The sequence below is a fragment of the Parvularcula sp. IMCC14364 genome (assembly GCF_030758415.1).
Classification (GTDB): domain Bacteria; phylum Pseudomonadota; class Alphaproteobacteria; order Caulobacterales; family Parvularculaceae; genus Aquisalinus.
Window position 1 is genome coordinate 2065906 of sequence record NZ_CP132334.1, and the last position, 24624, is coordinate 2090529.

The following is a 24624-nucleotide window of genomic DNA, read 5'->3' on the forward strand; positions in this document are numbered from 1 at the left end:
TACCTGATTTTCGGAACAGACGGCCATAGCGACAGATATGGCAAGGGTCAAACAAAAGCGGCGCAGCTATCGGTCGCGGAAGCCGTTGGTGATGGGATAACGACGGTCACGCCCGAAATTCCGGACGGTGATCTTTGGCCCCGGCGGGGCCTGACGGCGCTTATATTCGGCAACATATAACAGATGCTGGATACGCCGCACGACATCTTCTTCCTGTGGCGGGCGGCCATTCGCCCCGGCAATGATCTCCCGCACCGACAGCTCGTCCTCAACAAGCCCACGCAATATATCGTCAAGTTGATCATAGGGCGGCAGGCTGTCCTGGTCTTTCTGGTCTTCACGCAATTCTGCTGACGGGGGCTTGGTAATGATGTTGGCCGGGATAACCTTCCCTTCCGGCCCCAGCATCCCGGCTGGGTGGTGTTCATTGCGCCACCTGCACAGAGCAAAGACTTCCGTCTTGTAAACGTCCTTGAGCGGATTATAGCCACCATTCATGTCGCCATAGAGGGTTGCGTAGCCAACAGACATTTCTGACTTGTTGCCGGTGGTCAGGACCATGGGGCCAAATTTGTTCGAAATTGCCATCAACAGCACACCGCGAATACGCGACTGGATATTTTCTTCCGTTGTGTCCGCTGCTGTGCCCTCAAACGTTTTTGCCAGCATGTCTGAAAATGCTGACACGGCTGGTTCTATAGCGATATTTTCGTAGGAGACGCCCAGCAGTTCCGCACATTGCTCTGCATCGGTGTGGCTCTCCCCGGCAGTGTACCGGGAGGGCATCATGATGCACCGCACACGCTCTGCCCCCAGCGCATCTACAGCGATGGCCGCCGTCAGAGCGGAGTCGACACCGCCCGACAAGCCGATCACAACACCAGAAAACCGGTTCTTGTTTACGTAATCCCGCACCCCCATCACCAGTGCCTGATACATCAGGGAGCGTTGCGGGGGCAGCGCATCTTCCGGACCACTTTCACATTCCCATCCGGTGGATTTTTTTTGCCACTGGGTCAGTGTCACAGCCCGGGTAAAGGCTGGCAGCTGGAATTTTTTTTTGCCCGCGGGCTGGGTGACGAAGGAGGCGCCATCAAAGACCAGTTCATCCTGCCCTCCCAGCTGGTTGACGAAAATGACCGGTAACCCTGTTTCGGCTGCGCGCGCTTCGGCCACAGCATGACGTTCTGCATGGGCGGTCATCCGGAAGGGAGAGCCATGGGGCGCAACCAGCATCTCCGCCCCCTGCGCGGCAAGTTCTGCTGCCGCATCCGGGTACCAGAGGTCCTCGCAGACCATCAGGCCTATCTTGACCCCCTTGAAACTGACCGGTGCCAGCCCCTTCCCGGCACGATAACGACGTGGTTCATCGAAGACGCCGTAATTGGGCAGGCGTGTTTTATAAACGACCGCAGAAATTTTTCCCTCGGCACACAGAATGGCTGCGTTGAAGGGCTGGCCACCGCCCTGATCCGTGGTTGCCCATGGGGCCCCAATGATCATGGCTGGACCACTATCGGCTGTTCTAACTGCCAGGTCCTCGACCGCCGCGCGGCACGCCCGTTGATAGGCTGGTTTCAGCACGAGGTCTTCTGGCGGATAGCCGCTGACGATCAACTCCGGCAGCACCACCAGATCTGCCTGCTGCGCGGCGGCCTGATCGCGCGCCGCCAGAATTTTTTCTACATTGCCGTCGATATCCCCGACTGTCGGGGCAATCTGGGCAATACTGATACGAAGCCGGTCTGTCATGGCGGATATGTAAAAGCCTTCCCCCCGGCGTACCAGCAAAATTTACGGCCGCCACGCCCATCACATGATGCAGCTAGAAAAGAAACTCCGCCTCCTCCGGCACCCGCGAAAAAGCGATCTTTGCGCCGAGATAATTGAGATCAAGCCCCATCTGGGAAGCAAGGGTAACGTACCGCCCTGTGGATGGCCTCATCCGTGCCGCGCCGCCAAGTTTTGCCATTCTTTTTTCAAGATCAGCGTTCATTTCATCCAGCGCCGTCCAGAGTTTCTCCCGGCTCTCCTGACGGCTGGTCGCGCTCTGTCCGGTGAACAGATCCCCTTGCATGACTTTCGCATCACCTGCCACCGCAAGGTCATGAAGGAAAACCGAGACGTTGCCGAAGCGACCGCCGCCATTGCCATCACGCAGCGTGTCGCGCTGTTGCTCCAGCCCCCGCCAGAGATCATCGACCGCGTCCAGAAACCCGTAAGTATCCTGTGACAGGGCAAAGCGGCGTGTGCCCCCCCAGCGACCGCCGGGGCCATGGCGACCGGCCCGCATCCGGATATTCACGGTCAGGGCGCCGGCAAATCGGTCGTAATGACGCAGACGGCTCGCTGCCTTCATCAACAGGGCGGTCACGACAATTCTGGCACCGGCGGCTGTTTCATGTTCACCGCCCAGAACGCGGCTGTGTCCGATCATCGATTTCTGCGGCGCGTCATCCTCATAAACTTCATGGCCATGCAAAGAGTACCAGAAGCGCTCGCCCTGAACTGATCCCCAGATCCGGCGCGCCTGCTTGGGTTGAAGATTCCACACGCCCATGAAGTCAGTAACGCCCGCCCTCTCAAGACGCTTCAGGATGCCGGGCCCGATACCCGGTATCTTGCTGAGGCGAATATCTTCCAGCGTGTGCGGCAAATCACTGCTCTCCAGCGCTGTCAGACCATCCGGCTTGTGGCTTTCGGCCGCCAGCTTTGCCAGCAGACGTGAGGGCGCGAGGCCAATGGAGGACCGCATGGAAGGGCCAATATTTTCAAGGATTCCCTGCTGCACCTGTCGCCCGATTGCCAGGGCCGGACCGCGCGCGGTCTCCGACGGGGCCAGACGGCAGGCCCATTCATCAATCGAATAAACCTTCGTGATTGGCAGGTGCCGCTCGACTTCCTCTTTGAGTTTTTTATGGACCTGTACATAGCGGTCATGGCGCGCATGGCGGATGATGATCCCGGGACACAGCTGGCGCGCCTCCCTGACGGACGTGCCGCGATTGATGCCAAACTTGCGCGCTTCGTAACTCGCGGCAATCGCCGACGTGTGCTCGGATTTTAACGGCACCACAATGAGAGGCCGGCCTTGCGCTGCCCGGTCATCATTCTGCTCAACAGCCGCAAAATAGGCATTAAAATCGATAAAAAGATATTTCAGGTCGGACATGTTGCTCACCATCCAGAACGGAACATATAGTGAACAAATGAGCCGGAGTCAAGATGTTTTCAGCACCCGGCCAGCCCCACGGGTCTGGTGATGGCTGTCTTAAAGATCAAGAAACGGATTGAGCATACGGCCAAACCGGCCCGTCAGGCGCAGCGGCGCGTCCGTCACCGCAAGGCAGATGCACTCCCCCGTCCGGTCCACAGACGGGGCATGGTCCGTCGCCGGATCAGCCACGGAAAGGTCACCCACGCCGCAGGTGCCATTATGATCAGAGAACGACCCTTTAAGGATAAGTGTCAGTTCCAGTCCTTCATGGGTATGTTGCGGCAGAGTCATGCCGGCAGCAACGCGCAGCAGGCGGACTTTCGTTTTATCCGACCGGTCCGAGGCAACATATTCTGAATAGCCGGGCAGATTCGTCCAGTTCAGGTGATCCAGCTCACGCAGGGTTTTCGCCCCCAGATAGTCGCGCAACGGGTTTGGTAAAATGATGTCCTGATTTTTCAGATCACGTGGCAAAGAAGGTTTTGCATCGGACACGCCCTGAATATCTTCAAGCTGTGCCAGCACATTCTCCAGCACCTGACTGCCAACAGGTGTTTCCACAGCAGAAAACAGCATAGAGCCACCAATAGCTTCCAGTTCGCTCACATGGCCGCGGCATTGCGGACACATGGCAATATGTGTCGCAATCGCAAGGCTCACCCCTTCTGACAGGGTGCCAGCGGCGTAATCATTCAACAACTCTTCCGTAGGATGCACTTTGGGCATCTTCAATACTCCTTCAACACACTGCGCAGTTTTTTCAACGCCAATCGAATGCGGGATTTGACGGTCCCGCCGGGCGTGCCTGTCTGCACAGCAATTTCCTGATGGGATAAGCCCCCAAAATAAGACAATTTCAGCACGGTGAGCTGCTCCTCGGGGAGCGCCGACAGTGCCTCTTTCAACTCCTGCGTCTGGCGCCCAAGGTCGACCTGCCTGTCGGGGTCGGCGGGGGCCTGCGGTTGCAAGGCCGGATCATGCTCATCAAGCTGATGGCGTTTTTCCTTGCGGAAAAGATCAATGCGGACATTTCTGGCGATTGTGTAGATCCAGGTCGATACTGCCGCCTTGGCCGGATCATATTGTGCGCGCCGCGTCCATACCCTGGTCATGACTTCCTGGGTCAGATCATCGGCAACATGGTCCTGGGTGGTGCCCTGCAGGATGAAAGATTTCACCCGCGGCGCCATAAGCTCAAACAGTTCCACAAAAGCAGACCTGTCAGCATCATCCCGCACGGACAGCATGAGACTCTCAAGATACTGAGCAGATAATGTGTTACGCGACCCGGCTGCCATTATGTCACCATGGCCGAAGCGTCGCGAAATCTCAATGCTTCCATACAGGGAACCCATCACATTATCCTTACACGCATGTCATTTAATGAGCGTAAAGCTCTTCGTCTGACGCAAAGCCTTCCTGCAGTTTTGCAAGAGCTGCTTTTTCGATCTGGCGAATGCGCTCCTTGGAGAGATTCAGTTTCTCGCCAATGCCAGCCAGTGTCATACGCGTCTCATCAAAGAAACGATGCTGGATAACCGCCTGCTCCCGGTCGGACAATTTTTTCATCTCAGAGCCGATGCGGTTCTGCAATTTCTCTTCATCCATCAAGCGCATGACAGCCACATCCGGCGTTTCGCGCTCGTCTTCCAGCATGTCCTGCTTTTCGGTGGTGGAGTCATCTTTCAGGATAACATTCAGTGAAGAGTCGCGCGCTGAAAGCCGGGACGTGGCAACATCCAGATCCTCAACCGTGACCTTGAATTTGTGCGCCACATCCGTTTTGGTCATCTCGCCACGATCCGCCTGCTCGATCATTTTGCGGATACGGCCCAGATTGAAGAAAATGCTCTTATGCGCATTGGTCGTGCCCACCCGCACCATGGACCAGTTACGCAGCACATAATCCTGGATGGAGGCCTTGATCCACCAGCCTGCATAAGTCGAAAACCGGAATCCCTTGGCCGGGTCAAACCGTTTGGCCGCTTCAAGAAGGCCGATGACACCCTCCTGAATGAGATCATCGATCGGCAAACCGTAATTTTTGAATTTCATGGCGGCGGCAACGGCCATGCGTTGGTGGGCGAGGATCAATTTGTCCAATGCACGCTTGTCGCCCTTTTCCAGCCAGCGTTCGGCGCAGGCCTGTTCTTCCTCGACTGTCAGAATTTTGTGTTCAAATGCCGTTCTGGCACTTTCACGATTAAAGCTGTTGTAATCCATCCCGTCACTCCTTCTATTGAGTGATACGCCTAGCACCCGCTCTTGGATCACCGCGGGGACTACTTTTTTTTATAAAAAAATCCGGTCCGGCGAGAAAATGCCGATAGCCGCGCTATGTCATGACTTCGCCCAATAGAAGGATTTTCGATGAAACGTGGCCAGACAGCCATAATCGGGGCCGGTGTTGCTGGCCTTGCCTGTGCGCGACGCCTGCAGGACGCGGGCTGGCCGGTGACCGTTTTCGAAAAAAGTCGCGGACTTGGGGGCAGGCTGGCGACCCGCCGCACACCGCAGGGACTGACTTTTGACCATGGCGCTCCTTTTATCAGGGTGACAGAGAAAGCCCCTGACCTTGAGCGCCAACTGACCGGCACAGGCGATGCCGTCATCTGGCCGACGGCAACAGAGCATCAATATGTCGGCGTACCGTCGATGAACGCATGGCTGAAACCCATGGCCGAGGGTATCCCGCTGCGATTGCATACCCGGGTGATCGGGATTGCTGCAACGCATGACCAGTGGCAGCTGACCCTCGAAGCTGACAACGCTGCGGCCACAAGCGAAACCTTCGACACCATTATCTGTACGGTTCCGGCACCACAGGCACAGGAACTGACCGGTCATCTGGCGGGATTTTCCGGTGTTTTTGACCGGATCAGGATGACCCCCTGCTGGACGCTGATGGTGGCCTTTGAAGAACGCCTGAACCTGCCATTCGATTTTCAGGAACACCCGGATACCGGCATTGCAAAGCTGATCCGCAATACTGCCAAGCCCGGACGCCCGCAGGATCATGATTGCTGGGTAGTACAGGCTGATGCTGCATGGAGTACGGACAATCTGGAGCTTGAAAAGGAAGAGGCCGCCGCGCGCCTGTTGGCGAAGTTTGCGGACGTGGCTGGTATCCCGCTCCCGGCTGTGACGTACCAGACGGCGCATCGCTGGCGCTACGCACTCACCGCGTCAGCATATGGCGTCCCGTTTCTGCCACACCCTGATGGCTCTCTTTATCTGGGCGGTGACTGGTTGTTGGAAGACACAGTCTCGGATGGCTGGCGCAGTGGCAACGCCATCGCTGATGCCCTTCTGCAGACAGACTAGTCGCCAACGCAGTTACTAATGAAGCTGTTCATGCGCTGGCGTGCCTGCCTGGCCATCGGGATGGGCATGGCATCAAACGCGTGAATGCCGCCTGGATAGATATCCAGCGCCGTTTCGTGCCCCGCCTGCAGCCAGCGCTGCGCCATGAAGAGGCTGTCATCCAGAATCGGGTCAAGCGTCCCGACAGAGAACAGGGCTGGCGGCATATCGGCAAGGTCCGCATAGAGCGGCGAGATTGCCGGGTCGCGTTTAGCCTCCATGTCATATTGTTCCGGTGGCAGAAGGTTGTTGCCAAACCATGTACAGACCAGCGTATCAATAATCAGCAGGCGGTCACCCCAGTTCCGCAAGGACGGCGTCATCGACATATCGTAGATCCCATAGACGAGGTTCGCCCCGGCAAAACCGGTGAAGCCATGCCGGTCGCGCATTCTGAGTAAAGTCACCGCAGAAAGATGCGCTCCGGCACTTTCGCCCCCGATCACAACCCGGTCTGTTACAAACATGGACTGCATATTTTCAACCAGCCAGCAGGCAGCCGCCTCGCAATCATCAGGGCCGGCGGGCCACGGGTTTTCAGGTGCCAGACGATATTCCACGCTGACAACGGCGACGTTCATTTCCCTGACCATTTTCTCAAACATCTGGTCATGACTGTCTGCTGACCCGATGGTGTGGCCGCCACCATGAATATGAAAATAGATCCCTGTGGGATTTTCCGGTTTGAACACCCGCACCGGCACTTCAAGCCCGTTGGCAGTTGCTGTCTGCCATTCAGCCATCTCTGAATAAGGCTCACGCGCGAGCAATCCTTCACCACGACGGCGCGCTTCGCGCACAACTGGCGCGCCGACTTCCCAGATACGCGGCAGTTCTTTCATGACCGCTTCCAGCTCGGCTGTCGCCTTTGCTGTTTCGGGCGCGATAGCCTCTTCTGTGAACAGATACGGATCGATTATCAGTTTGTCAGTCATTGAGAGGCTCCTTCCATCAAGGTCATGACTGCCCACGCGCACCGCGCAACAGGCGCCAGGCATAGATGGCCATCAGGCCAGCGATTATTGCAGAGCAGATAAAAGGCGTCTGCGGTGACAGGTCATAAAGAGAAAATGCAACGATCGGCGCGATAATGAAACCCACCGCAAAAAATGAATTGGCCAGTCCCGCTGCTGCCCCCTGCTCGTCTGCCTTCACACTGAGTGAGACGGCAGCATTATAGGCTGGCATGATAATCCCTGTTCCCAGTCCGGCAAATACCAGACCGAACACGATGGTCCCGAAATCCCGTCCCAGTGCGATGATAACATGACCAAACAGCACCAGCGCGGGCGCTGCCTGTAACAAAAGCCAGGGCGAGAGTTTCAGTCTTTGCACCAGCACCAGCTGCGCAAACAAGGAGGCCATGGAACTGACCATCAATGCCACGCCAAGAAACTGGGACGCGCTCAATTCATCCAGTTGAAGAACGTCAAGCAGGTAAAAGCCGATCAACTGAATGGGCACAACCATCAACAAACCGCCACCTGCCCCATAAATAAAGATCCGGCGAAGCCGGGGATCGGTGAGCTGCAATTTGCGACGGTTTTTCACCACAACCGGTTTGCTGCGCTCGGGTAGCCAGAAAAAGATAGCCGCAAATGACAGGACGGAAATCACCGTCACAATATAGAGCGGCACCACTGGCCCGAATTGTACGGTTGCGCTGCCGATACCAGGGCCGATGCTGGCCCCAAGACCAAAGGCAGCGGTCAACCCGGCCAGGCTGGCGGTGCGTTCTTCCGGTGCGGTGCGGTCCGCCACATAAGCCTGCGCGGCCGCTGGCCCGGCGGAGACGAAAATACCATGCAGACTGCGTGATAAGGTCAACAATACGAACACAGCCATGACCGGCAGGACACCCTTCAGGCCAAGCTCCAGCACGACCGCCAGTGCCCCGATGGACACAGCAAACATGCCAACGCTGAGGAGAATGACCGGCTTGCGCCCCAGCACATCACTGCGCCGCCCCCAGAACGGGCTGAAAAAGACCCACATGAAAGCTGACACGGTGAAGATGATTCCAACCTGAATATCCTGAAGCCCCAGAGAGCGGGCGATCGGGGGCAGAATGGCAAACAGGATTGTCTGGCCCAGACCAAGGCAGATGATGCAGAGCATCAGAATACCCATCGCCCGACGCCGCTCCCCCGGATGCGCCGCAGGGTGCGGCGGCAACTGGTCAGAATCCAGTCGGGGGGCGGTAACCGCCGGCACAATAGCGCTGGCCGACACCTTGTCTTCTGCCAGATTATCATCCTCTGCTGGATTACTCACGACCGGCCTCTGTCATTCACACTTGTTCAGGCCCCGTGCCTGACACTGACGCTGCCCTGCTGACAAGCGCTAATCGCAGCGCGTAGGTGCATAACAGCAATACGCGCTATCAATGTACAGTTGGCCCCAAATTTGGCATTACGAACGAAAGGCTCTATGCTTGCCTCATAAAAATAAGGGATGTGTGATGAGTTTTTTTCGGGCCTTCTCAATTTTTGTTCTGGCCGCTGTTCTACTTGCAGGACTGTTTATTCATCCGGTTCTAACTGAGCGGGATGCTCCTGACGCTTTTCTTGAAGACGATCCCGAGATTCGCGCGAACCCAGACTACCCCGTAAAAGTAATGGATGTGTCAGCGCTGTCAGATCAGATCATCATTGAAAAGGATGTCTGGGTGGAGATGCGCGATGGAACGCGCTTGTCGGCTAATGTTTATCGTCCGAAAGCCCCGGGAGAGTATCCGGTGGTCATGGCTCTCACAGCATACGATAAAAACAAGGGGCCAGATGAGTATCCCAAATTGTTGCGCAATGCCCTGAAGCAGGATTTTGATCTCGGGACATTCGAGGTCAGCCCATGGACTTCCTGGGAAGCTCCTGACCCAGCATTCTGGGTACCGAATGGTTATGCCATGATCTATCTGGACTCCCGCGGCTTTGCCTCCTCGGAGGGTAAACCGAGCACCTTATCACGCCAGGATCGGGACGACTTTTTTGATGCAGTAGAATGGGCTGGCACACGTGACTGGAGCAATGGCCATGTCGGCCTTAATGGCGTCTCCTACCTTGCTATTGCGCAATGGGTCGCTGCTAGCGGCAATCCGCCACACCTCAAAGCCATCATCCCCTGGGAAGGGCAATCTGACAGTTATCGAGAGGTACTCTATCACGGTGGCATTCCGGAAACAGCGTTTACGGATTTCTGGTCCCGCAAAATGCGAGCCGGTGCCAATGGCAATCCGCTGCCCCCGCCTGTAATTTTCAGATTTGCACATCAACGCCCGGCGTTAATGCGCCGTGTCCAACAGCGTCCGGCTACAACATCCGGCATTGACCTGCCGAAGATCAATGTGCCTGCGCTGATCAGCGCGACCTGGTCTGACCAGGGGTTGCACACTCGCGGCTCCTTCGAGGGATACAAGAGAATTTCTTCCAGTCAGAAATGGCTGTATACGCACGGGCGGGCAAAATGGGATGTTTATTACAGCGCTGACGCGCTCGCCTATCAGAAAGATTTTTTTGATTACTTCCTGAAAGGCCTGGACAATGGCTTTGATGAACGGCCTGCCGTCAGACTTGAAGTGCGCGAAAACCTGTCTGAATATCAGGTAAGATAAGAAACCGAGTGGCCAATACCCGATACAGTTTATACAAAGCTCTATCTTGATGCGGCATCAGGGCTGTTGTCTGCCTCACCATCAGAAGAATCAGGCACAGCGCAATATGATGCCATGTCCGAAAAGGTCATCTTTACACATACATTCACACAAGACACAGAGTTGAGCGGCAACATGAAGCTGAAACTCTGGGTGTCCATATCGCAGGGTAAGGACATGGACCTTTTTGTCGGTATCGAAAAACTGACGGCAACAGGAGAAGTAGTCCCGTTCTTCGCCAAGACCGGCTACACCAAAGGCCCTGTTGCCATGGGCTGGTTACGAGCATCACAACGCGCCCTTGATGAAGTGAAATCAACGCCCTGGCAACCTGTCCTCTCACACGAAGCCCAACATCCTCTTTTACCAGGCGAGATCGTTCCTGTAGAAATCGAAATCCTGCCGAGCAGCACACTGTTCCGGGCCGGTGAAACGCTCCGGCTGATCATTCAGGGTGATGACCTGTTTGAGCACCCGGCACTGGCACATGGATACTCTGTGAATGAAGGCGTTCATAAGATACACACCGGATCAACTTATAACTCGCATTTGCTTGTGCCTATAATACCTCAATAATCCCGCTTGTAGTTGGCAGAGACGCTTTGCGTGCCGTCCTGTTCTACGCGGGTTTTGATCGAGACCTTGTCGTTCACGTCATAGGTGACGCTGACGGAACCACCTGTGCCGATGCCTTGCGTGGCGGAGACATAGATATCATCGGACACATATTTGCCAACAGAGACCATGCCCCCGCCTGTTGCGGCATCCTGGGCAAAGCTGAGTGCATCAAGACCGAATGTCTGCGCCAGACCCGCACTTGCCCCGCCGAAAACACCATTGCCGGAGAGCTGTGCCACAGCCGTAGCAATGCGTAAGGATTCCAGTGCAGTCAGTTGCGAGGGCTGCTTGCCGAATAAAATCAGCGCCATCACATCCTCCTGCGGCAATTCAGGTCGTGAGGAAATATTGATCGACGGATCCGCCGCCGGGCCGGAAATCGTCACGATTGCCTGTACGTCACCCTGATCTGTATCAACATCACTCTGGGCTTCAATATCGAGATCAGGCGCAAGACCACCGGACGGGCTGAACAGCAGGCGCCCGCGGCTGATCTGGAACTGTCGCCCGGCGAAATCCAGCCGCCCACTGACAGTCTCGACCGTTCCCCCGACAGCAGGGTCGGCAGAAGTGCCGGAGACCTCAAGCTGCCCTCGCCACTCACTCTGCAGGCCCCGACCAGAGATGAAGATTTCGTCCTTGGCTTCAATCAGAATATCCAGCGTCAACGCGCTGTTCTGTTGTTGCCCGGCCTGCGGTGCCGGAAGGGCATTGCCATCGCTATCGACCCGCACCACACGCACTGGCGTGTAACTCTTTTTGCCCTCAATAGATGGAATGACTGCCCGGATACGGCGGATGTCGATCCGCCCCGCGAGCAGCAGGTCTGAAAGAGACCCGGTCAGGTCCAGTGTAGACGTGAGCTCTGCTTCCAGCACATCAGAATTGATGACCTTCGCCCGATCAAGAATCAACTGGCCATCCACTTTCGACAAATCACCATTAGACTGCTCCGCCAGCAGAACATCACCTGACAGCCGAATGGCATTGGCGGTGCCTGTTGCATCAGCAGCATTCAGGGAAAACTTCCCTTCTGACCCGTCTCGCCCGATGGCAAAATCCAGCCGCCCCTGAATGTCATTCATTTGCGCGCCCGTGACTCGCTCTTCAAAGCGCCCTTCTGCCAGTGAGATTCCCCCTGAAACATCCGGCGCCGTAACCGTGCCGCTGATGCTCACATCTGCCTGTACCTGCGCATCCACAAAATCCGTATCCACAGGCAGGAAAGAAAGAAGAGGCACCAGTGTGTCTTCATATGTGAAACGACCGCTGAGCGCACCATCACGGTAATTGATGGCCAATCCATCCGTACGGATCAGGCGCAAGGGATTTTGCAGGGTCAGGCGACCAGCTGTGGCCCCGGCATCATCGGTCAAAGTCGCGGTTGTTGCCAGCGCCTGCCCGTCCCACAGGCTTTCCAGCCGCAGCGCCTGTTCGCCATCATTCTGGTCTCGCGCAATGCCTGTCAGCAACAGTCGGCCTGGACGATCAGCACCGGTATCAATATCAAGGTCTATGGACAACGGCGCTTGCAGTGAAGGCAAGCGGATATTCTCGCCGGATGCATCCAGCACAATTTCATTGTCAATCATCCCGCCGGCGATCTGCAGTCGCGTATTGCCAAACCATTTAATCAGAGTCTCCTCAACCGCAATATTGCCATTTCCGCTTTTGAGGCGCATGGGAGAGGTGAGCAGGATGGCACCGGCATCCCCCTCAACGCGCGACTGACCACGCAATCTCTCAAGGGTCAGACTGGTCTCCCCCTCTTGCACGGACAGGGTGCCATTGCCCGCCAGCGACACAAGGTCGAGGCCGGTCGGTAATTTTAACGTCTCTGCTGTCAATGTGAAATCTGTATTCTGCAATGATCCGCCAGCTGACAGGTTCAGTATCTCGGCACTGATTTCCCCGCTGGAGAAATTCGCCAGATCGAGCTCCGCATTCAAGGAACGTGGCCTGCCCCCTGTATCGCCCTGCAGGCGTAGCTCAAGATCAGCCGTGCCCTGTACAGGCTGACCGCCTGGTAACACCGCGCCCTCCAGTGCCTCAAACTGAAGCGATGCGCCAAGCGCCCCGGTTGTCTGATTCGCCTGCATAGTGCCGGCAAGGGTCAGGCCCAACGCACTGGCGTCTATATTTTCGATAAAGGTCATCCCGGTATCAGCGCTGCGCAGATCAAAACCCGCCCGGTACTGATTACTGTCAGAGGTGACCATTACCTTGCCATTCGGCCTTGATGGCAACTGGCGCAAGGTGGCACTGGCCTTGCCAGCAGAGAACAGGCGGTCCTGATAGGCAAAGCTGCTATAGCCAGCCTGTAGTGTCAGGTTGAGGCTGGATGCGGTGCCATCAACAGAAAACTCAGCGTTTACCGGCCCTGTCAGTGTGACCGCGTCAGTAAAGACCGGGATCAGGTCTCTGCGCGCAAACACATTGCCTTTCATCTGTATGCGACTGTCTTTCAGTCCATAACTGCCCTCGCCTGCCACGCGCAGTCTTGCCTGTTCGCGCGACGCGCCGGTGTAAAGCGAAAGGTTGCGCCAGCCCAGTCTCTCATTTGCCAGCGACAGCCGGGCGCTGACATTGCCGCCATTTTTTAGAAGCTCGGTCAGGGTCGGCTGGTTGATTGGTGATTCCTGCACAGATAATTGCAGAACGGTCTGGATCTCACCATCCGCTTGCCGTGTAAAATCATCCACAACGGCACGGGCGATTGGGGTTGCTATTGTTGCGTCTGCGCCAAGGACGCCATCCAGATACGAAAAAGTGCCATTTAGCGTGCTCTGCCCTGCGAAAGGACGCAGCTGAAGTGTGTCAGCATAGCCCCCGGCAAGATCCAGCGTCAGGGCCGCTTCGATGGCCGCCTGCTCAGCGGCACTGGCAAGCCCCTGTACGATCCCCGATATCTGGCCGAAAGCACCAGACAGGTCAGTAACCTGAACTGTATATTGGTCGTCCTGCTCACTGACCGTCACATCAAGCTGCGCTTCTTCTCCGAGGGCTTGTGCAAGCGCAGCCGGCAAAATCGCCCCCGGCCGGTATGTACCATCAATCCTGAAACTGCTGGCGGCCGCCAGATCAATCGCCACCGATGCGGCAGCGCTGCCAAATGTCTCACTGTCCAACGCCAGATCGCCCGTCCAGTCCTGCGCCGGGCCTGTGCCGTTGAGCGAAAACGCAACCGGTTTATCTTCATCCAGTAGCCAGCTGACAATTCCTTCCGGCGCTGCTTCCACAGACAGATCTACAGTCAGAATATCATCAGCCAGTTCGATCAGCGCGCGCAGATCATCTGTTTGCCGCAGCGTTCCCGCCTCAAGGTCTGAGCGGATCGTCCCGCCAGCCGTTGAAACATTGCCGGTGAGGGTAATATCGCGCTGTGCCCCAAGCAAAACCTCGCTTACACCGAAGCGATTGATATTGATCTTTCTTATCTCGATCCATGGCAGGTCCAGTGACAACACCGGTCGGTTTTCGTTTTCCGTTGCTGCCGGCTCACGCTCAACGGCTGGCGGCGGCATGAACAGTTCAGCATTTGTGACGGTCAGGCTCTGTACAATGACTTTCTGCTGCAACAGGGCAAAGGGTGACCAGTTGACGTTCAACTCTTCAACCTGAAACCAGACCTCCCCTTCGTGACTGGCAGAAAAATCCTGCAGGATGATCTCGCCCGGCAAACTGCCGCGCAATGCCCCCAGTTCAATCTCGCTGTCATAAAGGTTGCGGGCAAAACCAACCGCGCGGTCCATGGCTTGCTGCTGCAGGAAACTTTTGCCGAAGCTCGTCTGGAACAAAAGGATCCACCCCACCACCAGCAGCAGAACAATAAAGCCAACAAGGCCCAGCGTTATTTTGAGAAGTAGCTTCATCAGAACGGCTGCCCCAGAGCGATGTAAAACTGGACGGGATCATCCGTCTCCCGCCCGTTCACGGGTGTTGCCACATCAATACGCAACGGACCGATAGGCGTGAGATAACGCGCACCCAGCCCGGCCCCGACCAGTACTTCTTCGGAGAAGTCAGGGAAATCGCTCTCAGACACGGTGCCCGCATCAACGAAAGCTGCAAGCTGCACTTTTTCACGCACGCGCACCCTGCCCTCAATATTGGCTTCAACCAGAGATGCACCGCCAATCGGATCAAGCTCTGCATCCAGCGGGCCTGCCTCCTGAAACGCAAATCCACGCACCGAGCCACCGCCGCCTGCAAAAAATCTCTCCGTTGCCGGAATATCATCGCGATCAATACCGAAGCTGGAGCCGATCGCGCCACGCCCTGCAATCGTATAGCGCGCGTCTTCACCAAAGACGTGCCGACTGGCCGCGGAAAGCCTTGTCTGAATGAAATTCACATCACCAACAAAGGGCGTGACTGTCAGGCTGGTACGAAATCCGCGCGTGGGGTTGAGCACATCATTGTCACTGTTCCAGGCAATGTTGGCTGGCAGGGTGACATAGAAAAACGTCTCCTCAACCCCGGCGTCCTCAATCTGGCTGTAGTTCAAACCGGCCCCGCCACTGACCTCCAGCTTGCTGTCAAACCAGAAACGTGACAGTGCGCTGCCAAGCTCCACGGACTGCGCCTCGAACGCATCTGATATTTCATTCCTGATACTGAATGATCCTGTCAAACTTCCGGGGAGCGAGGGATAAGGCCGCGCCGCTGTAATGGCAAATTCCTGTTCAGGGGCTGTCAGGGTCAGTCTGGTCGTGACGCGATTGCCCTCCCCCAGCAAATTCCGGTTCTCCCAGAACAACTGCACACCTGCGCCCACATCAGTTGCAAATGAAACACCAGCCCCGACCGTGCGCCGCTTGCGCTCCGAAACGGTCACAAGGATATCCACCGTTCCATCCTCTAGAGGTGTCGCCGGATTGACAGAAACCTCGCGGAACAGGCCGGTTTCCACCAAGGCATCGCGATAGGAGGCTGTCCTGGAACGCCGATAAAGTGTACCCGCTTCCCAGGGGATGTATTTTTCAATAAAGCCCGGCTCGGTCTGGTCAACGCCCTCAATAATCACCTTGCCGAAGACAGCCTTGGCCCCACTCCGGACATCATAGACAGCAATGGCATTGCCGGTCTCGAAATTGGCCTGCACATAGTGCTGATTGGCGGCGGCGGCAGGAAATCCGTTCTCCTGCAGCCACGCAACCAGAGCGCCAGCATGTGTCTGCAAGACTTTCCCGTCGGGGTTGCCTGTGGTTTTGATACCGGCATCGGCCAGCATTGCCGGGCGCTGGACAGTCTGTTTATCCGCATATTGAATGGCATAGCGCGAAATGGTGAAACGCTCACCCGTCTCAACATCAAATGTGATGGCAACCTCTGCGCCCGCTCGGCGATAGGATGGTGTCACCTGCGCGGCATAAAATCCCTTGGACGTGAGCGCCTGCACAATCCGGGTGGCATCCGCCTTGCCGGCCCTGCGAATGGCAGCAAGAGAATTCCATTCTTTCTCGCCGCTCGCCAGATCGCTCAATGCGCGCATCTCTGTGCGCAAGGTCTGTGCAGCAATACCGTCTATGGTAACCTGAGGGGAAAGGTCAGCCGCGATTGCGCCGGGCACAAGGCAAACAGCCCCGACAATCCCCGTCAGGGCCGACACAAAATTACGCCTGAACTCAGTTTTACGCATCACCTTTGGAGGTCACTCGCACAATAACGCTTTGTTTACTATAGCTAGGGCGCGACCCTTTAAGATCAGGTGAAAGATTCTGGCTGAAATTCCTGTAATGTCAGGGGTTTATTCGGCTGCCATGGCCGCAGGTGCTGCCTGGTTGACCAGAAGCGGCCGACCAAACTTCTCCCGGTGCAGGGCCGCGGCAAAGGCATTCTCCCGCCAGGCCGTTTTGCCGCCGATCATGGTCAGGGTCACAACGCCATCGGAGCGATTGACCAGTTGCTCATGTTCAAATTCATCCCGATAAACGCGCTGCACATTTGCTTCAGCGTCGTATGCCTTGAGGGCAACAGGGTTGATGACAGCAATATCTGCCGGGGCACCAACCTTTATGGTCCCAACTGGCAGGCCGAAAATCTCAGCCACATCCCGCGTCAGCCGCTTCACCATGTACCCGACATCGGCCGCGCCGCCCTGCTGGGCCAGTTGCAGTGCCCGCAGGTTACAGTCATAGAATGCCATATTGGTCAGATGCGCGCCTGAATCATTGAAACCGGGCAGCAATTTCGGATCCATCAGCAGGGCGCGTGTTTTCTCAGGATCCCGGTTGGCGGTAACCGTATACCAGATCAAGTCAGTATCAAAAGCGCGCAAGGTGGCGAGCACAAAGTCAGCCTCATCACGCACATCAGAGAAATACTGATCAATCAGCGCCTGCTCTGCCGAATCTGCGCCCTTGAGGCCTGGCACCTGCCGGAAGATATCCTCGAAACTCTTGCCCTCCCAACTGGTCACCGGGCATTTTTCAATAATCATCTCGTCAAGGGCACGACTAAACGCATAGTCTTCCAGACGCAGCAGACGCTTGAGCCGCGCTGGCCCAAAACCTGACTTGCCAGAGAGCCACATCTTCCTGAACCGTGTGATGAAACCCGGATCATTCAACAACTTCTGCCGACCTTCCCGGTCTTCAAGGTCTGTTTCGATCAGTTCCCGCAATTCATCTATTTCCTCTGATAACGGAGAATACATTCCGTCAGCCCAGATCTTGAAAGGGGCCGCAAGGGCCTGAAGGTGGAAGCGTCCATCAAGAAAACTTGAATTGAGAATCGTCGCCAGCAATTTGCCAAGCCTGACGATATTACGGTTGGTGTGCACATCCAGTGCCGCCACAACCGTTGTTTTCAAAGGCTTCCCGTGCAGCCGGCCACTGGTCAACAGGAAAGTCTTGATCGTATTTGGCGGGCTGTCTTTTGGCGGCGTCGCCTGCCAGACGCGGTCATACTCGCGGACCACAGACGTCAAGGCCTTCAGCTCCTTGTAACTGGCAAACTGGGTCGGGATCTGTTTGTCCCGGTTCGGATCATTGGCGAGAAAATGAAACGGCAAGGCGTCAGTGGAAAAACCTGCATACCCCTCCTCCATGCCTTTTTGCAGCAAGGCTTTCATCTCGCCCAGTTCCGCATCCGTTGGCTCGCGTGAAACACTTTCTTTCAGGCCCATCACTTCAATGCGCAGCATCGAATGCGGGATCATCGGCACCACATTGGGGCCAAGGTTGAGCGTATGCAGATGGTCTATATACGCGTCAGACTTTTCCCAGGTCAGCATATCCGCCACTTTTTTGAGGACATGTTTGGGCATATTCTCGACCCGCGCAAAACAGGAAACCACCGGGTCATCGCCATCCTTGCGCTGTGCGCCATAGGCCAGTCCGAGGCTGCAATTCGACATGACAACTGTTGTTGTCCCGTGACGCACTGATTCAGGCAGGCCCGGACTGACCTCTATCTCAAGGTCGTAATGCGTATGCACATCAACCATCCCCGGAATGACCCATTGGTCATGCGCATCAACAATTTTCGCCGCTTTATCCGTGTCAAGATTAGCCCCGCGCGCAACGATGACACCGTCAGCGACCGCAATATCCTCGCGGGTCGCATGTCCGCCCTTGCCATCAAAAACAAGGCCGCCCTTGATCAGATAATCCCAATCAGTATCTTGCATTCTTCCTCCGTGGCAGGATGGATCACTGCCCGTTATACAGGCGCATTTATTGCGGCGCACAAGCTATTGGTTTTTCACCGGTTTTTGTTTTGCGCGACGATACTGAACTTGAACCACAGGTCAAGTTCATGTTTAACCATTCCCTATATGCATCAGGGAAAATGCGGCATGGACACGATTGAGCAATGGTACCAGCGCGGACAAGTGGAAGCGTTTCTCGGTCAGCCTATTTTCCACATCGAGGAAGGTGATACCACGCAGCAGACCGTGCTGCTGATTCACGGTTTTCCGACCTCCAGCTGGGACTGGGCCCCGATCTGGTCCACCTTGCGGGAGAACCATCGCCTCATTGCACTGGATATGCTGGGTTTCGGCTATTCTGCAAAACCATCAGCACACACGTATTCCATTCATGAACAGGCAGATATCATTGAAGCGATGATAAGGGAAAAAGCCCTGACGGAGTTTCACGTTCTGGCACATGATTATGGCGATACGGTCGCGCAGGAGCTGTTGGCCAGGCAAAATGCCGGCAGCGGCGCCGGACAGTGGCAGTCCGTCTGTTTCCTGAATGGCGGGCTTTTTCCGGAAACACACAAGGCCCTGCTGATCCAGAAACTGCTGCTGAGCCCGCTGGGGCCACTGGTCAACAAACTGACCAGCAAGGCCCCCTTCGACAAGTCTTTCTCCCGTGTTTTCGGACCTGATACGCAACCTTCAGCGCAAGAGCTTGAGTCTTTCTGGAGATTGATCACGCACAATGATGGCAAGCATATCTTCCATAATCTCATCACCTATATGACAGACCGGAAACAGCACCGGGCGCGCTGGCTGAGCGCCCTGCAGGAAGCGCGGATACCGATTGCGCTGATAAACGGATCGCTTGATCCGGTTTCCGGCGTCCATATGGTTGCCCGCTATCGCGAAATTGTCGGCGAGCCGCAATATATCGCCGCCCTCGACACGATTGGTCATTACCCACAGGTCGAAGCACCGGAGCAGGTGAGCCAGCATTATCTCGATTTTATCAGGACAGCGGCCATCTGAGCCCTTCCCTTTTGACAGGCAAAGCCCTACCTCCTGCTGCATGGTTGGGCGCGGCGAAAAATCATTCGGACAGGAAGACGGCACTCCCGGCAGCCTGATAGAGCAACTGGGCGCGCTGAAATTTCTGCTGCCGCATATCTGGCCCAAGGGTAATCTGGAATTTCGCCTGCGTGTTGTTGCTGCGCTTGTGGTGATCCTTATCGGCCAGTTCATTGCGATTGGTGCCCCGTTGTTGCTGGAAGAAGCCGTGAACGCGCTGGCTGCGCAGGACATGCGTCTTGGCATGATTGGCGGCGTGGCAGGGTTCATCATCGGCTATGGCCTTTTGCGCCTGTTGAGTGTTGCCGTGCCCCAAATCCGCGAACTTCTATTCTCGAAGGTCGGACAGAATGCACAGCGGGAGGTCGCCATTGATGTGTTCCGTCACATGCATGGTCTGTCCCTGCGCTTTCATCTGGAGCGTCGCACAGGTGGTTTGTCACGCATCATAGAACGCGGCATTAAATCTATCGATTTCCTGTTCCGCTTTCTCCTGTTCAATATCGGACCGACACTGCTGCAACTCGTGATCGTCAGTTTTCTCTTTGCGCTGCGTTATGAACCGGTCTTCGCCCTCATCGCAGCGGTGACGGTCGCAGCCTATTTCTGGTTCACAGCCTCTTCAACCGAGTGGCGCCTGAAATTCCGCCGTGAGATGAACCAGCAGGATACTGATGCCAACACCAAGGCAATCGACAGCCTGCTGAACTATGAGACTGTCAAATATTTCAACAACGAAACCTATGAAGCGGACCGTTATAACGGCGCCATGAAGCAATATCAGGACGCGGCGGTGCGCTCAAACAATTCGCTGGCGCTGGTCAATGCAGGCCAGGCCCTGATCTTCAATACCGGCCTCGTCATGATCCTGGTCCTGACGGCACGGTCCGTCATGGCTGGAGATATGGGCATCGGAACGATTACATCGATCAGTCTCATCATGATGACCCTGTATCAGCCGCTAAACATTCTTGGCTTCGCCTATCGCGAGATCAAACAGTCCCTCGTGGACATGGAAAAAATGTTCAACCTGCTGGATGTCCCACCTGAAGTTCAGGACAAACAGGACGCGAAGCCGCTTCATGTCAGCGCAGCGGCCATTACATTCGAAGGTGTGCATTTCCGGTATGAGCCGGACAGGCCAATCCTGAAGGGGATCACGCTGGCAGTACCGCCCGGAGAGACCACCGCACTGGTTGGCCATTCAGGTGCGGGCAAGTCCACGATCAGCCGCATTCTCTATCGCTTTTATGACATCGAACAGGGCAGTGTGCTGATCGACGGTCAGGACATTCGGGACGTGTCACAAGACAGTCTGCGCAAGGCCATTGGCATCGTCCCGCAGGATACAGTCCTGTTCAATGACACAATCGCCTATAATATCGGCTACGCCCGCCCGGATGCCAGCCGGGCTGATATTGAAGCTGCTGCCAGAATGGCCAGTATTCATGACTTCATCATGAGCCTGCCGGACGGGTATGATTCCCTTGTTGGTGAACGGGGGCTGAAACTCTCAGGCGGCGAAAAGCAGCGTGTTGCGATCGCCCGCACGATCCTCAAAGACCCGCCAATCCTGATCCTGGATGAAGCAACCTCAGCGCTCGACAGCGTGACAGAGCATGAAATTCAGCAGGCATTGCGCGCAGTAGCTGCAAACCGCACAACGCTGGTCATCGCGCACCGCCTCTCGACCATTATCGATGCCGACCGGATTATTGTCCTGCGTGATGGCGAAATTGCCGAACAGGGAACGCATACGGAATTGCTTGCCCTTGGCGGTGAATACGCCACACTCTGGCACCAGCAGCAGGAGGGCGAGCAGGCCTTGGCTGCTTCCTGATCACATCAGGCCGGATACATACTCACCAATAGCCAGAGACGACGTGAGACCGGGAGATTCAATCCCGAATAGCTGAACAATGCCCGGCACACCATGCACTTCCGGCCCATCAATCCGGAAGTCCATCCATTGCCCCGGCTGCCCGATCTTGGGCCTCAACCCCGCATAGGATGCATGCAGGTCTTCTTCTTTCAGGCAGGGCAGATATTGTGTTGCCGCCTGCCAGAAGGCAAAGCGCGCCTCTTCTTCAACCGCGTAGTCATTCAGCGGCACATTCCAGGTAATATCAGGGCCAAGACGCCCCTGCCCGCCCAGATCACAGGTATAATGCGTGCCCTGACTGTCATTGGTCGGCATCGGGTAGATCAGTCGCGCGAAGGGTGCCTTGCCGGAGATCATGAAATAGCGCCCTTTGGCATAGCGTGTCTCGGCGATATGCTCGGCCGGGAATCCATCCATCTGACGGGCAAAGGCGGTTGCGTGCAGACCCGTGCAATTTATCAGATGCCGCGCCTGAATTGTTGACGGCTCTTCCCCGCCAATCTCCAGTTCGCTTCCCCCATCAATAACCCTGATACGCATCACGGGTGCATTGAAGACAGCCATCCCACCGGCATTCTCCAGATCGCCCAGCAATGAGAGCATGTATGTGTGGCTGTCAAAAACGCCCGTGGAGGGGGAGAGCAGCGCTGCTTCACAGGACAAAAGCGGCTCGCGCATCTGGGCCTCCTGCATGGTCAGCAGTTCAAGGTCATGCACGCCATTTTCCACTGCGCGGGACTGATAAAAAGCCAGCCTTGGCACTTCCGCCGGGGACGTTGCCACGATCAGTTTGCCGCATTGTTTGTGGTCAATCCCCCGCTCCCGCAGATAGGGGTAAAGCAGCGCCTTGCCCCGGACACAAAGCCGGGCTTTCAGACTGCCGGGCTCATAATAGATACCGGCATGAATGACCTCTGAATTGCGGGAAGAGGTTTCTGTGCCGAACATATCGTGCTGTTCCAGCAGCAAAACCTCACGCCCGGCAAGCACCAAAGCCCTGGCCACCGCGAGGCCGACACAGCCAGCCCCAACTACCACACATTCAACGCTATCGGTCATCGGCTGCCTAGCTGGTCGTTGCGACCCATTCCTCGTCTTCCTGCACTTCACGCTCGAATTTCAGGAACTCGTAATAGCCACAGCGTTTCTGCGTCGGGAAATCCCGGCAGATTGCAGGCCTTGCTTCATAGATAGTGCAGTTGCGCGTATCGAGGTCAATGAACTTGCAGATCGTATCGTAATGCTCGTCTGCCTGATGACGCAACACCACAGGTGTATCCTTGTCACCCTTTTTGGTATGGCGCTTCTTCGCCTGCTCTATAGTCAGGCCAAAATGCCCGGCCAATCTCTTCAGGTCTTTGTCCGTCACCGGAATATGCTCGTATGAGCAACAATAGGCGGGACATTTCAGACAATCATATTTCAGCTTACTCATGGACGACTTCTTCTGGAGATTTTCTTTGAGGGGCAATGTCAGTCACCCTCTGCACTATCGCGAAACTAGCGCAGTTTGGCGCTGAGTAAAGCAGGGCCTGCAGCCATCAGGCATGGCCCTGCCGATTTATGCGCTGTCAACAAGATCAAGGGGCGCAGCTGTGCGGGTAATCCAGCCCCCACCAAGCACCCGGTCATGGCCCGGTTCCGGTGAGTAAAATACGCAAGCCTGACCGGGGGACACCCCTTCTTCCGGATGGGCGAGTTCAATGAACAATCCCGTATCATCCGTACCGAAACGGGCTTGCTCCGGCGGCCGGGTCGAGCGCACTTTCACGGCGACAGGTGTGCCGTCTTCTGGCACGTCCCCCTCGCCGATCCAGTTAAGCTCCTTGACGTAAATCCGCTTCGTTTCAAGCGCAGAGCGCGGGCCCACGATCACACGACGCGCATCCGGGTCGAGCTTCACCACGTAAATCGGGTCTCCCATTGCCACGCCCAGTCCCCGACGCTGGCCAATGGTATAATGAATAATGCCCGGATGCTGGCCCAGAACCGTGCCATCCACATGCACGATTTCACCGGGTTCCGCGGCACCGGGTCGCAGACGCTCAACGACGGACGTATATTTTCCTTCAGGCACAAAACAGATGTCCTGACTGTCAGGCTTGTCTGCCACGACCAGTCCAAGTTCGCGGGCAATCTCGCGCACATCGGGCTTGGGCAAATTTCCCAGAGGAAAGCGCAGAAAATCAAGCTGCTCGCGTGTCGTGGTGAACAGGAAATAACTCTGGTCGCGATCCGCATCAGCGGCGCGGCGTAATTCCGGACCAGCCTTTCCTTCCGCTCTGGAAATATAGTGTCCTGTCGCCATGCAGGTGCCGCCAAGATCGCGCGCGGTTTCCAGCATATCCTTGAACTTCACGCGCTCATTGCAGCGCACGCACGGGATCGGTGTTGCCCCCGCGAGATAGGTGTCAGCGAAATCCTCCATCACCGCATCAGAGAAGCGGTTTTCATAATCAAGCACGTAATGGGGGATGCCCAGCCTGTCAGATACCTGGCGGGCATCATGGATATCCTGCCCGGCACAGCAGGCGCCCTTTTTCTGGATGGCAATACCATGATCGTAGAGCTGCAGAGTGATGCCAACCACGTCATAGCCGGCATAATGGCAAAGTGCCGCCGTGACGGATGAATCCACCCCGCCAGACATGGCAACGATCACGCGCGCGCCCTTGGGCACACCGAGGTCAAGCGCTTCTGCTGTACGCGCTGTCAGGGGCATTTTTGCCCGGATATCAGGGTCAATAGTCATTGTCGCCGCCATATAGGTCCTGGCGACGACAATTACCAGTCATTCAGTTTCCTGGCGCGAACGCGCCTGACGGAAACCTAGTTGGCTGACGCGACGCGCAGATAGTTACGGTGCACAGAAACGAGTCGTGTGCTGCCGATCTGGTTCACAACCTGATCCATGAGGCTTTGCTTGCACTCAGCTTCATAAGCGCGCATGTCGAGAGAACGAATGCCTGGATCTTCGCAGAATGAATCAATGCGTCTTTGCAGGCGGTCATAAACCTTCTCGACACCAGACTGTGTTGTGAGCAATTCACGATCAAAGTTGAATTTGAACTCTTCTGCTTGAGCGGTTCCAGTAATGGCAACGGCTGCAGCGGCAGCAATAATCAGTTTTTTCATGTAGTCTCTCCATCATTTCACTATGTCAGCACGGCACATTA

General features: G+C 56.0%; 18 protein-coding genes and 1 pseudogene. 5 read left to right on the top strand and 14 right to left on the bottom strand.

What is annotated here, in order from left to right; translation table 11 throughout:
- Positions 1-66: 66 nt before the first annotated feature.
- The 5 genes from RAL90_RS09905 to RAL90_RS09925 all read right to left on the bottom strand — a co-directional run bounded on the left by RAL90_RS09905 (position 67) and on the right by RAL90_RS09925 (position 5440).
- On the bottom strand, positions 67-1752 hold the full coding sequence (locus RAL90_RS09905; protein WP_306250133.1) for an NAD+ synthase: 1686 nt from the start codon (positions 1750-1752) through the stop codon (positions 67-69).
- A gap of 73 nt (positions 1753-1825) precedes the next feature.
- Positions 1826-3172 (bottom strand): hypothetical protein, encoded by a 1347-nt coding sequence (locus RAL90_RS09910; RefSeq protein WP_306250135.1) that lies wholly within the window; start codon positions 3170-3172, stop codon positions 1826-1828.
- A gap of 99 nt (positions 3173-3271) precedes the next feature.
- The gene (locus tag RAL90_RS09915; protein WP_306250137.1) at positions 3272-3943 is read right to left on the bottom strand and encodes a ChrR family anti-sigma-E factor; all 672 of its coding nucleotides are present in this window, start codon (positions 3941-3943) and stop codon (positions 3272-3274) included.
- A gap of 2 nt (positions 3944-3945) precedes the next feature.
- Positions 3946-4572: a sigma-70 family RNA polymerase sigma factor gene (locus tag RAL90_RS09920; RefSeq protein ID WP_306250139.1), complete on the bottom strand. Its 627-nt coding sequence runs from the start codon at positions 4570-4572 to the stop codon at positions 3946-3948.
- A 25-nt stretch (positions 4573-4597) separates the two neighbouring features.
- On the bottom strand, positions 4598-5440 hold the full coding sequence (locus RAL90_RS09925; protein ID WP_306250141.1) for an RNA polymerase factor sigma-32: 843 nt from the start codon (positions 5438-5440) through the stop codon (positions 4598-4600).
- 147 nt (positions 5441-5587) lie between these two features.
- Here RAL90_RS09925 and RAL90_RS09930 point away from each other — a divergent pair, with 147 nt between their 5' ends.
- Positions 5588-6541 (top strand): NAD(P)/FAD-dependent oxidoreductase, encoded by a 954-nt coding sequence (locus tag RAL90_RS09930; RefSeq protein WP_306250143.1) that lies wholly within the window; start codon positions 5588-5590, stop codon positions 6539-6541.
- Here the strand turns inward: RAL90_RS09930 and RAL90_RS09935 are convergent.
- Entirely contained in the window at positions 6538-7515 is a 978-nt protein-coding gene (locus RAL90_RS09935; RefSeq protein ID WP_306250145.1) for an alpha/beta hydrolase, read from the bottom strand. The genes RAL90_RS09930 and RAL90_RS09935 overlap by 4 nt on opposite strands.
- 22 nt (positions 7516-7537) lie before the next feature.
- A complete protein-coding gene (locus tag RAL90_RS09940) occupies positions 7538-8854 on the bottom strand; it encodes an MFS transporter (protein WP_306250147.1) in 1317 nt (438 codons plus the stop codon).
- A gap of 187 nt (positions 8855-9041) precedes the next feature.
- Between RAL90_RS09940 and RAL90_RS09945 the strand changes: the two genes are divergently transcribed.
- Together RAL90_RS09945 and RAL90_RS09950 are read left to right on the top strand one after the other, a co-directional pair.
- Complete coding sequence (locus tag RAL90_RS09945) at positions 9042-10190, top strand: CocE/NonD family hydrolase (protein WP_306250149.1); 1149 nt, start codon at positions 9042-9044, stop codon at positions 10188-10190.
- A 12-nt stretch (positions 10191-10202) separates the two neighbouring features.
- Positions 10203-10805 (top strand): annotated as a pseudogene (locus RAL90_RS09950) (CocE/NonD family hydrolase C-terminal non-catalytic domain-containing protein); the annotation flags it as partial.
- Here RAL90_RS09950 and RAL90_RS09955 read toward each other — a convergent pair.
- From RAL90_RS09955 to RAL90_RS09965, 3 genes are all read right to left on the bottom strand, one after another.
- Positions 10799-14719 (bottom strand): translocation/assembly module TamB domain-containing protein, encoded by a 3921-nt coding sequence (locus RAL90_RS09955; RefSeq protein ID WP_306250151.1) that lies wholly within the window; start codon positions 14717-14719, stop codon positions 10799-10801. The pseudogene RAL90_RS09950 and the gene RAL90_RS09955 overlap by 7 nt on opposite strands.
- Complete coding sequence (locus RAL90_RS09960) at positions 14719-16488, bottom strand: autotransporter assembly complex family protein (protein WP_306250153.1); 1770 nt, start codon at positions 16486-16488, stop codon at positions 14719-14721. Before RAL90_RS09960 ends, RAL90_RS09955 begins: the two co-directional genes overlap by 1 nt.
- 108 nt (positions 16489-16596) lie before the next feature.
- A complete protein-coding gene (locus tag RAL90_RS09965) occupies positions 16597-18480 on the bottom strand; it encodes an amidohydrolase family protein (RefSeq protein ID WP_306250155.1) in 1884 nt (627 codons plus the stop codon).
- A gap of 168 nt (positions 18481-18648) precedes the next feature.
- On the opposite strand from RAL90_RS09965, the gene RAL90_RS09970 reads away from it, so the two are divergent.
- Together RAL90_RS09970 and RAL90_RS09975 are read left to right on the top strand one after the other, a co-directional pair.
- On the top strand, positions 18649-19527 hold the full coding sequence (locus tag RAL90_RS09970) for an alpha/beta fold hydrolase (RefSeq protein ID WP_306250157.1): 879 nt from the start codon (positions 18649-18651) through the stop codon (positions 19525-19527).
- A gap of 40 nt (positions 19528-19567) precedes the next feature.
- Entirely contained in the window at positions 19568-21406 is a 1839-nt protein-coding gene (locus RAL90_RS09975) for an ABC transporter ATP-binding protein/permease (RefSeq protein WP_306250159.1), read from the top strand.
- On the opposite strand, the gene RAL90_RS09980 is transcribed toward RAL90_RS09975, so the two are convergent.
- The 4 genes from RAL90_RS09980 to RAL90_RS09995 form a co-directional block, all read right to left on the bottom strand.
- A complete protein-coding gene (locus RAL90_RS09980; RefSeq protein WP_306250161.1) occupies positions 21407-22507 on the bottom strand; it encodes an NAD(P)/FAD-dependent oxidoreductase in 1101 nt (366 codons plus the stop codon).
- A 7-nt stretch (positions 22508-22514) separates the two neighbouring features.
- Positions 22515-22883 (bottom strand): YkgJ family cysteine cluster protein, encoded by a 369-nt coding sequence (locus tag RAL90_RS09985; RefSeq protein WP_306250163.1) that lies wholly within the window; start codon positions 22881-22883, stop codon positions 22515-22517.
- Between the two features lie 126 nt (positions 22884-23009).
- The gene (mnmA, locus tag RAL90_RS09990) at positions 23010-24200 is read right to left on the bottom strand and encodes a tRNA 2-thiouridine(34) synthase MnmA (RefSeq protein WP_306250165.1); all 1191 of its coding nucleotides are present in this window, start codon (positions 24198-24200) and stop codon (positions 23010-23012) included.
- A gap of 77 nt (positions 24201-24277) precedes the next feature.
- A complete protein-coding gene (locus RAL90_RS09995) occupies positions 24278-24583 on the bottom strand; it encodes a UrcA family protein (protein WP_306250167.1) in 306 nt (101 codons plus the stop codon).
- Positions 24584-24624 lie beyond the last annotated feature (41 nt).

Coding starts and splice junctions, on each gene's coding strand:
- RAL90_RS09965 (WP_306250155.1), bottom strand. CDS start 18,480: ATGCAAGATACTGATTGGGATTATCTGATCAAGGGCGGCCTTGTTTTT.
- mnmA (WP_306250165.1), bottom strand. CDS start 24,200: ATGACTATTGACCCTGATATCCGGGCAAAAATGCCCCTGACAGCGCGT.
- RAL90_RS09970 (WP_306250157.1), top strand. CDS start 18,649: ATGGACACGATTGAGCAATGGTACCAGCGCGGACAAGTGGAAGCGTTT.
- RAL90_RS09920 (WP_306250139.1), bottom strand. CDS start 4,572: ATGGGTTCCCTGTATGGAAGCATTGAGATTTCGCGACGCTTCGGCCAT.
- RAL90_RS09930 (WP_306250143.1), top strand. CDS start 5,588: ATGAAACGTGGCCAGACAGCCATAATCGGGGCCGGTGTTGCTGGCCTT.
- RAL90_RS09985 (WP_306250163.1), bottom strand. CDS start 22,883: ATGAGTAAGCTGAAATATGATTGTCTGAAATGTCCCGCCTATTGTTGC.
- RAL90_RS09960 (WP_306250153.1), bottom strand. CDS start 16,488: ATGCGTAAAACTGAGTTCAGGCGTAATTTTGTGTCGGCCCTGACGGGG.
- RAL90_RS09925 (WP_306250141.1), bottom strand. CDS start 5,440: ATGGATTACAACAGCTTTAATCGTGAAAGTGCCAGAACGGCATTTGAA.
- RAL90_RS09995 (WP_306250167.1), bottom strand. CDS start 24,583: ATGAAAAAACTGATTATTGCTGCCGCTGCAGCCGTTGCCATTACTGGA.
- RAL90_RS09905 (WP_306250133.1), bottom strand. CDS start 1,752: ATGACAGACCGGCTTCGTATCAGTATTGCCCAGATTGCCCCGACAGTC.
- RAL90_RS09935 (WP_306250145.1), bottom strand. CDS start 7,515: ATGACTGACAAACTGATAATCGATCCGTATCTGTTCACAGAAGAGGCT.
- RAL90_RS09975 (WP_306250159.1), top strand. CDS start 19,568: ATGGTTGGGCGCGGCGAAAAATCATTCGGACAGGAAGACGGCACTCCC.
- RAL90_RS09945 (WP_306250149.1), top strand. CDS start 9,042: ATGAGTTTTTTTCGGGCCTTCTCAATTTTTGTTCTGGCCGCTGTTCTA.
- RAL90_RS09910 (WP_306250135.1), bottom strand. CDS start 3,172: ATGTCCGACCTGAAATATCTTTTTATCGATTTTAATGCCTATTTTGCG.
- RAL90_RS09915 (WP_306250137.1), bottom strand. CDS start 3,943: ATGCCCAAAGTGCATCCTACGGAAGAGTTGTTGAATGATTACGCCGCT.
- RAL90_RS09980 (WP_306250161.1), bottom strand. CDS start 22,507: ATGACCGATAGCGTTGAATGTGTGGTAGTTGGGGCTGGCTGTGTCGGC.
- RAL90_RS09955 (WP_306250151.1), bottom strand. CDS start 14,719: ATGAAGCTACTTCTCAAAATAACGCTGGGCCTTGTTGGCTTTATTGTT.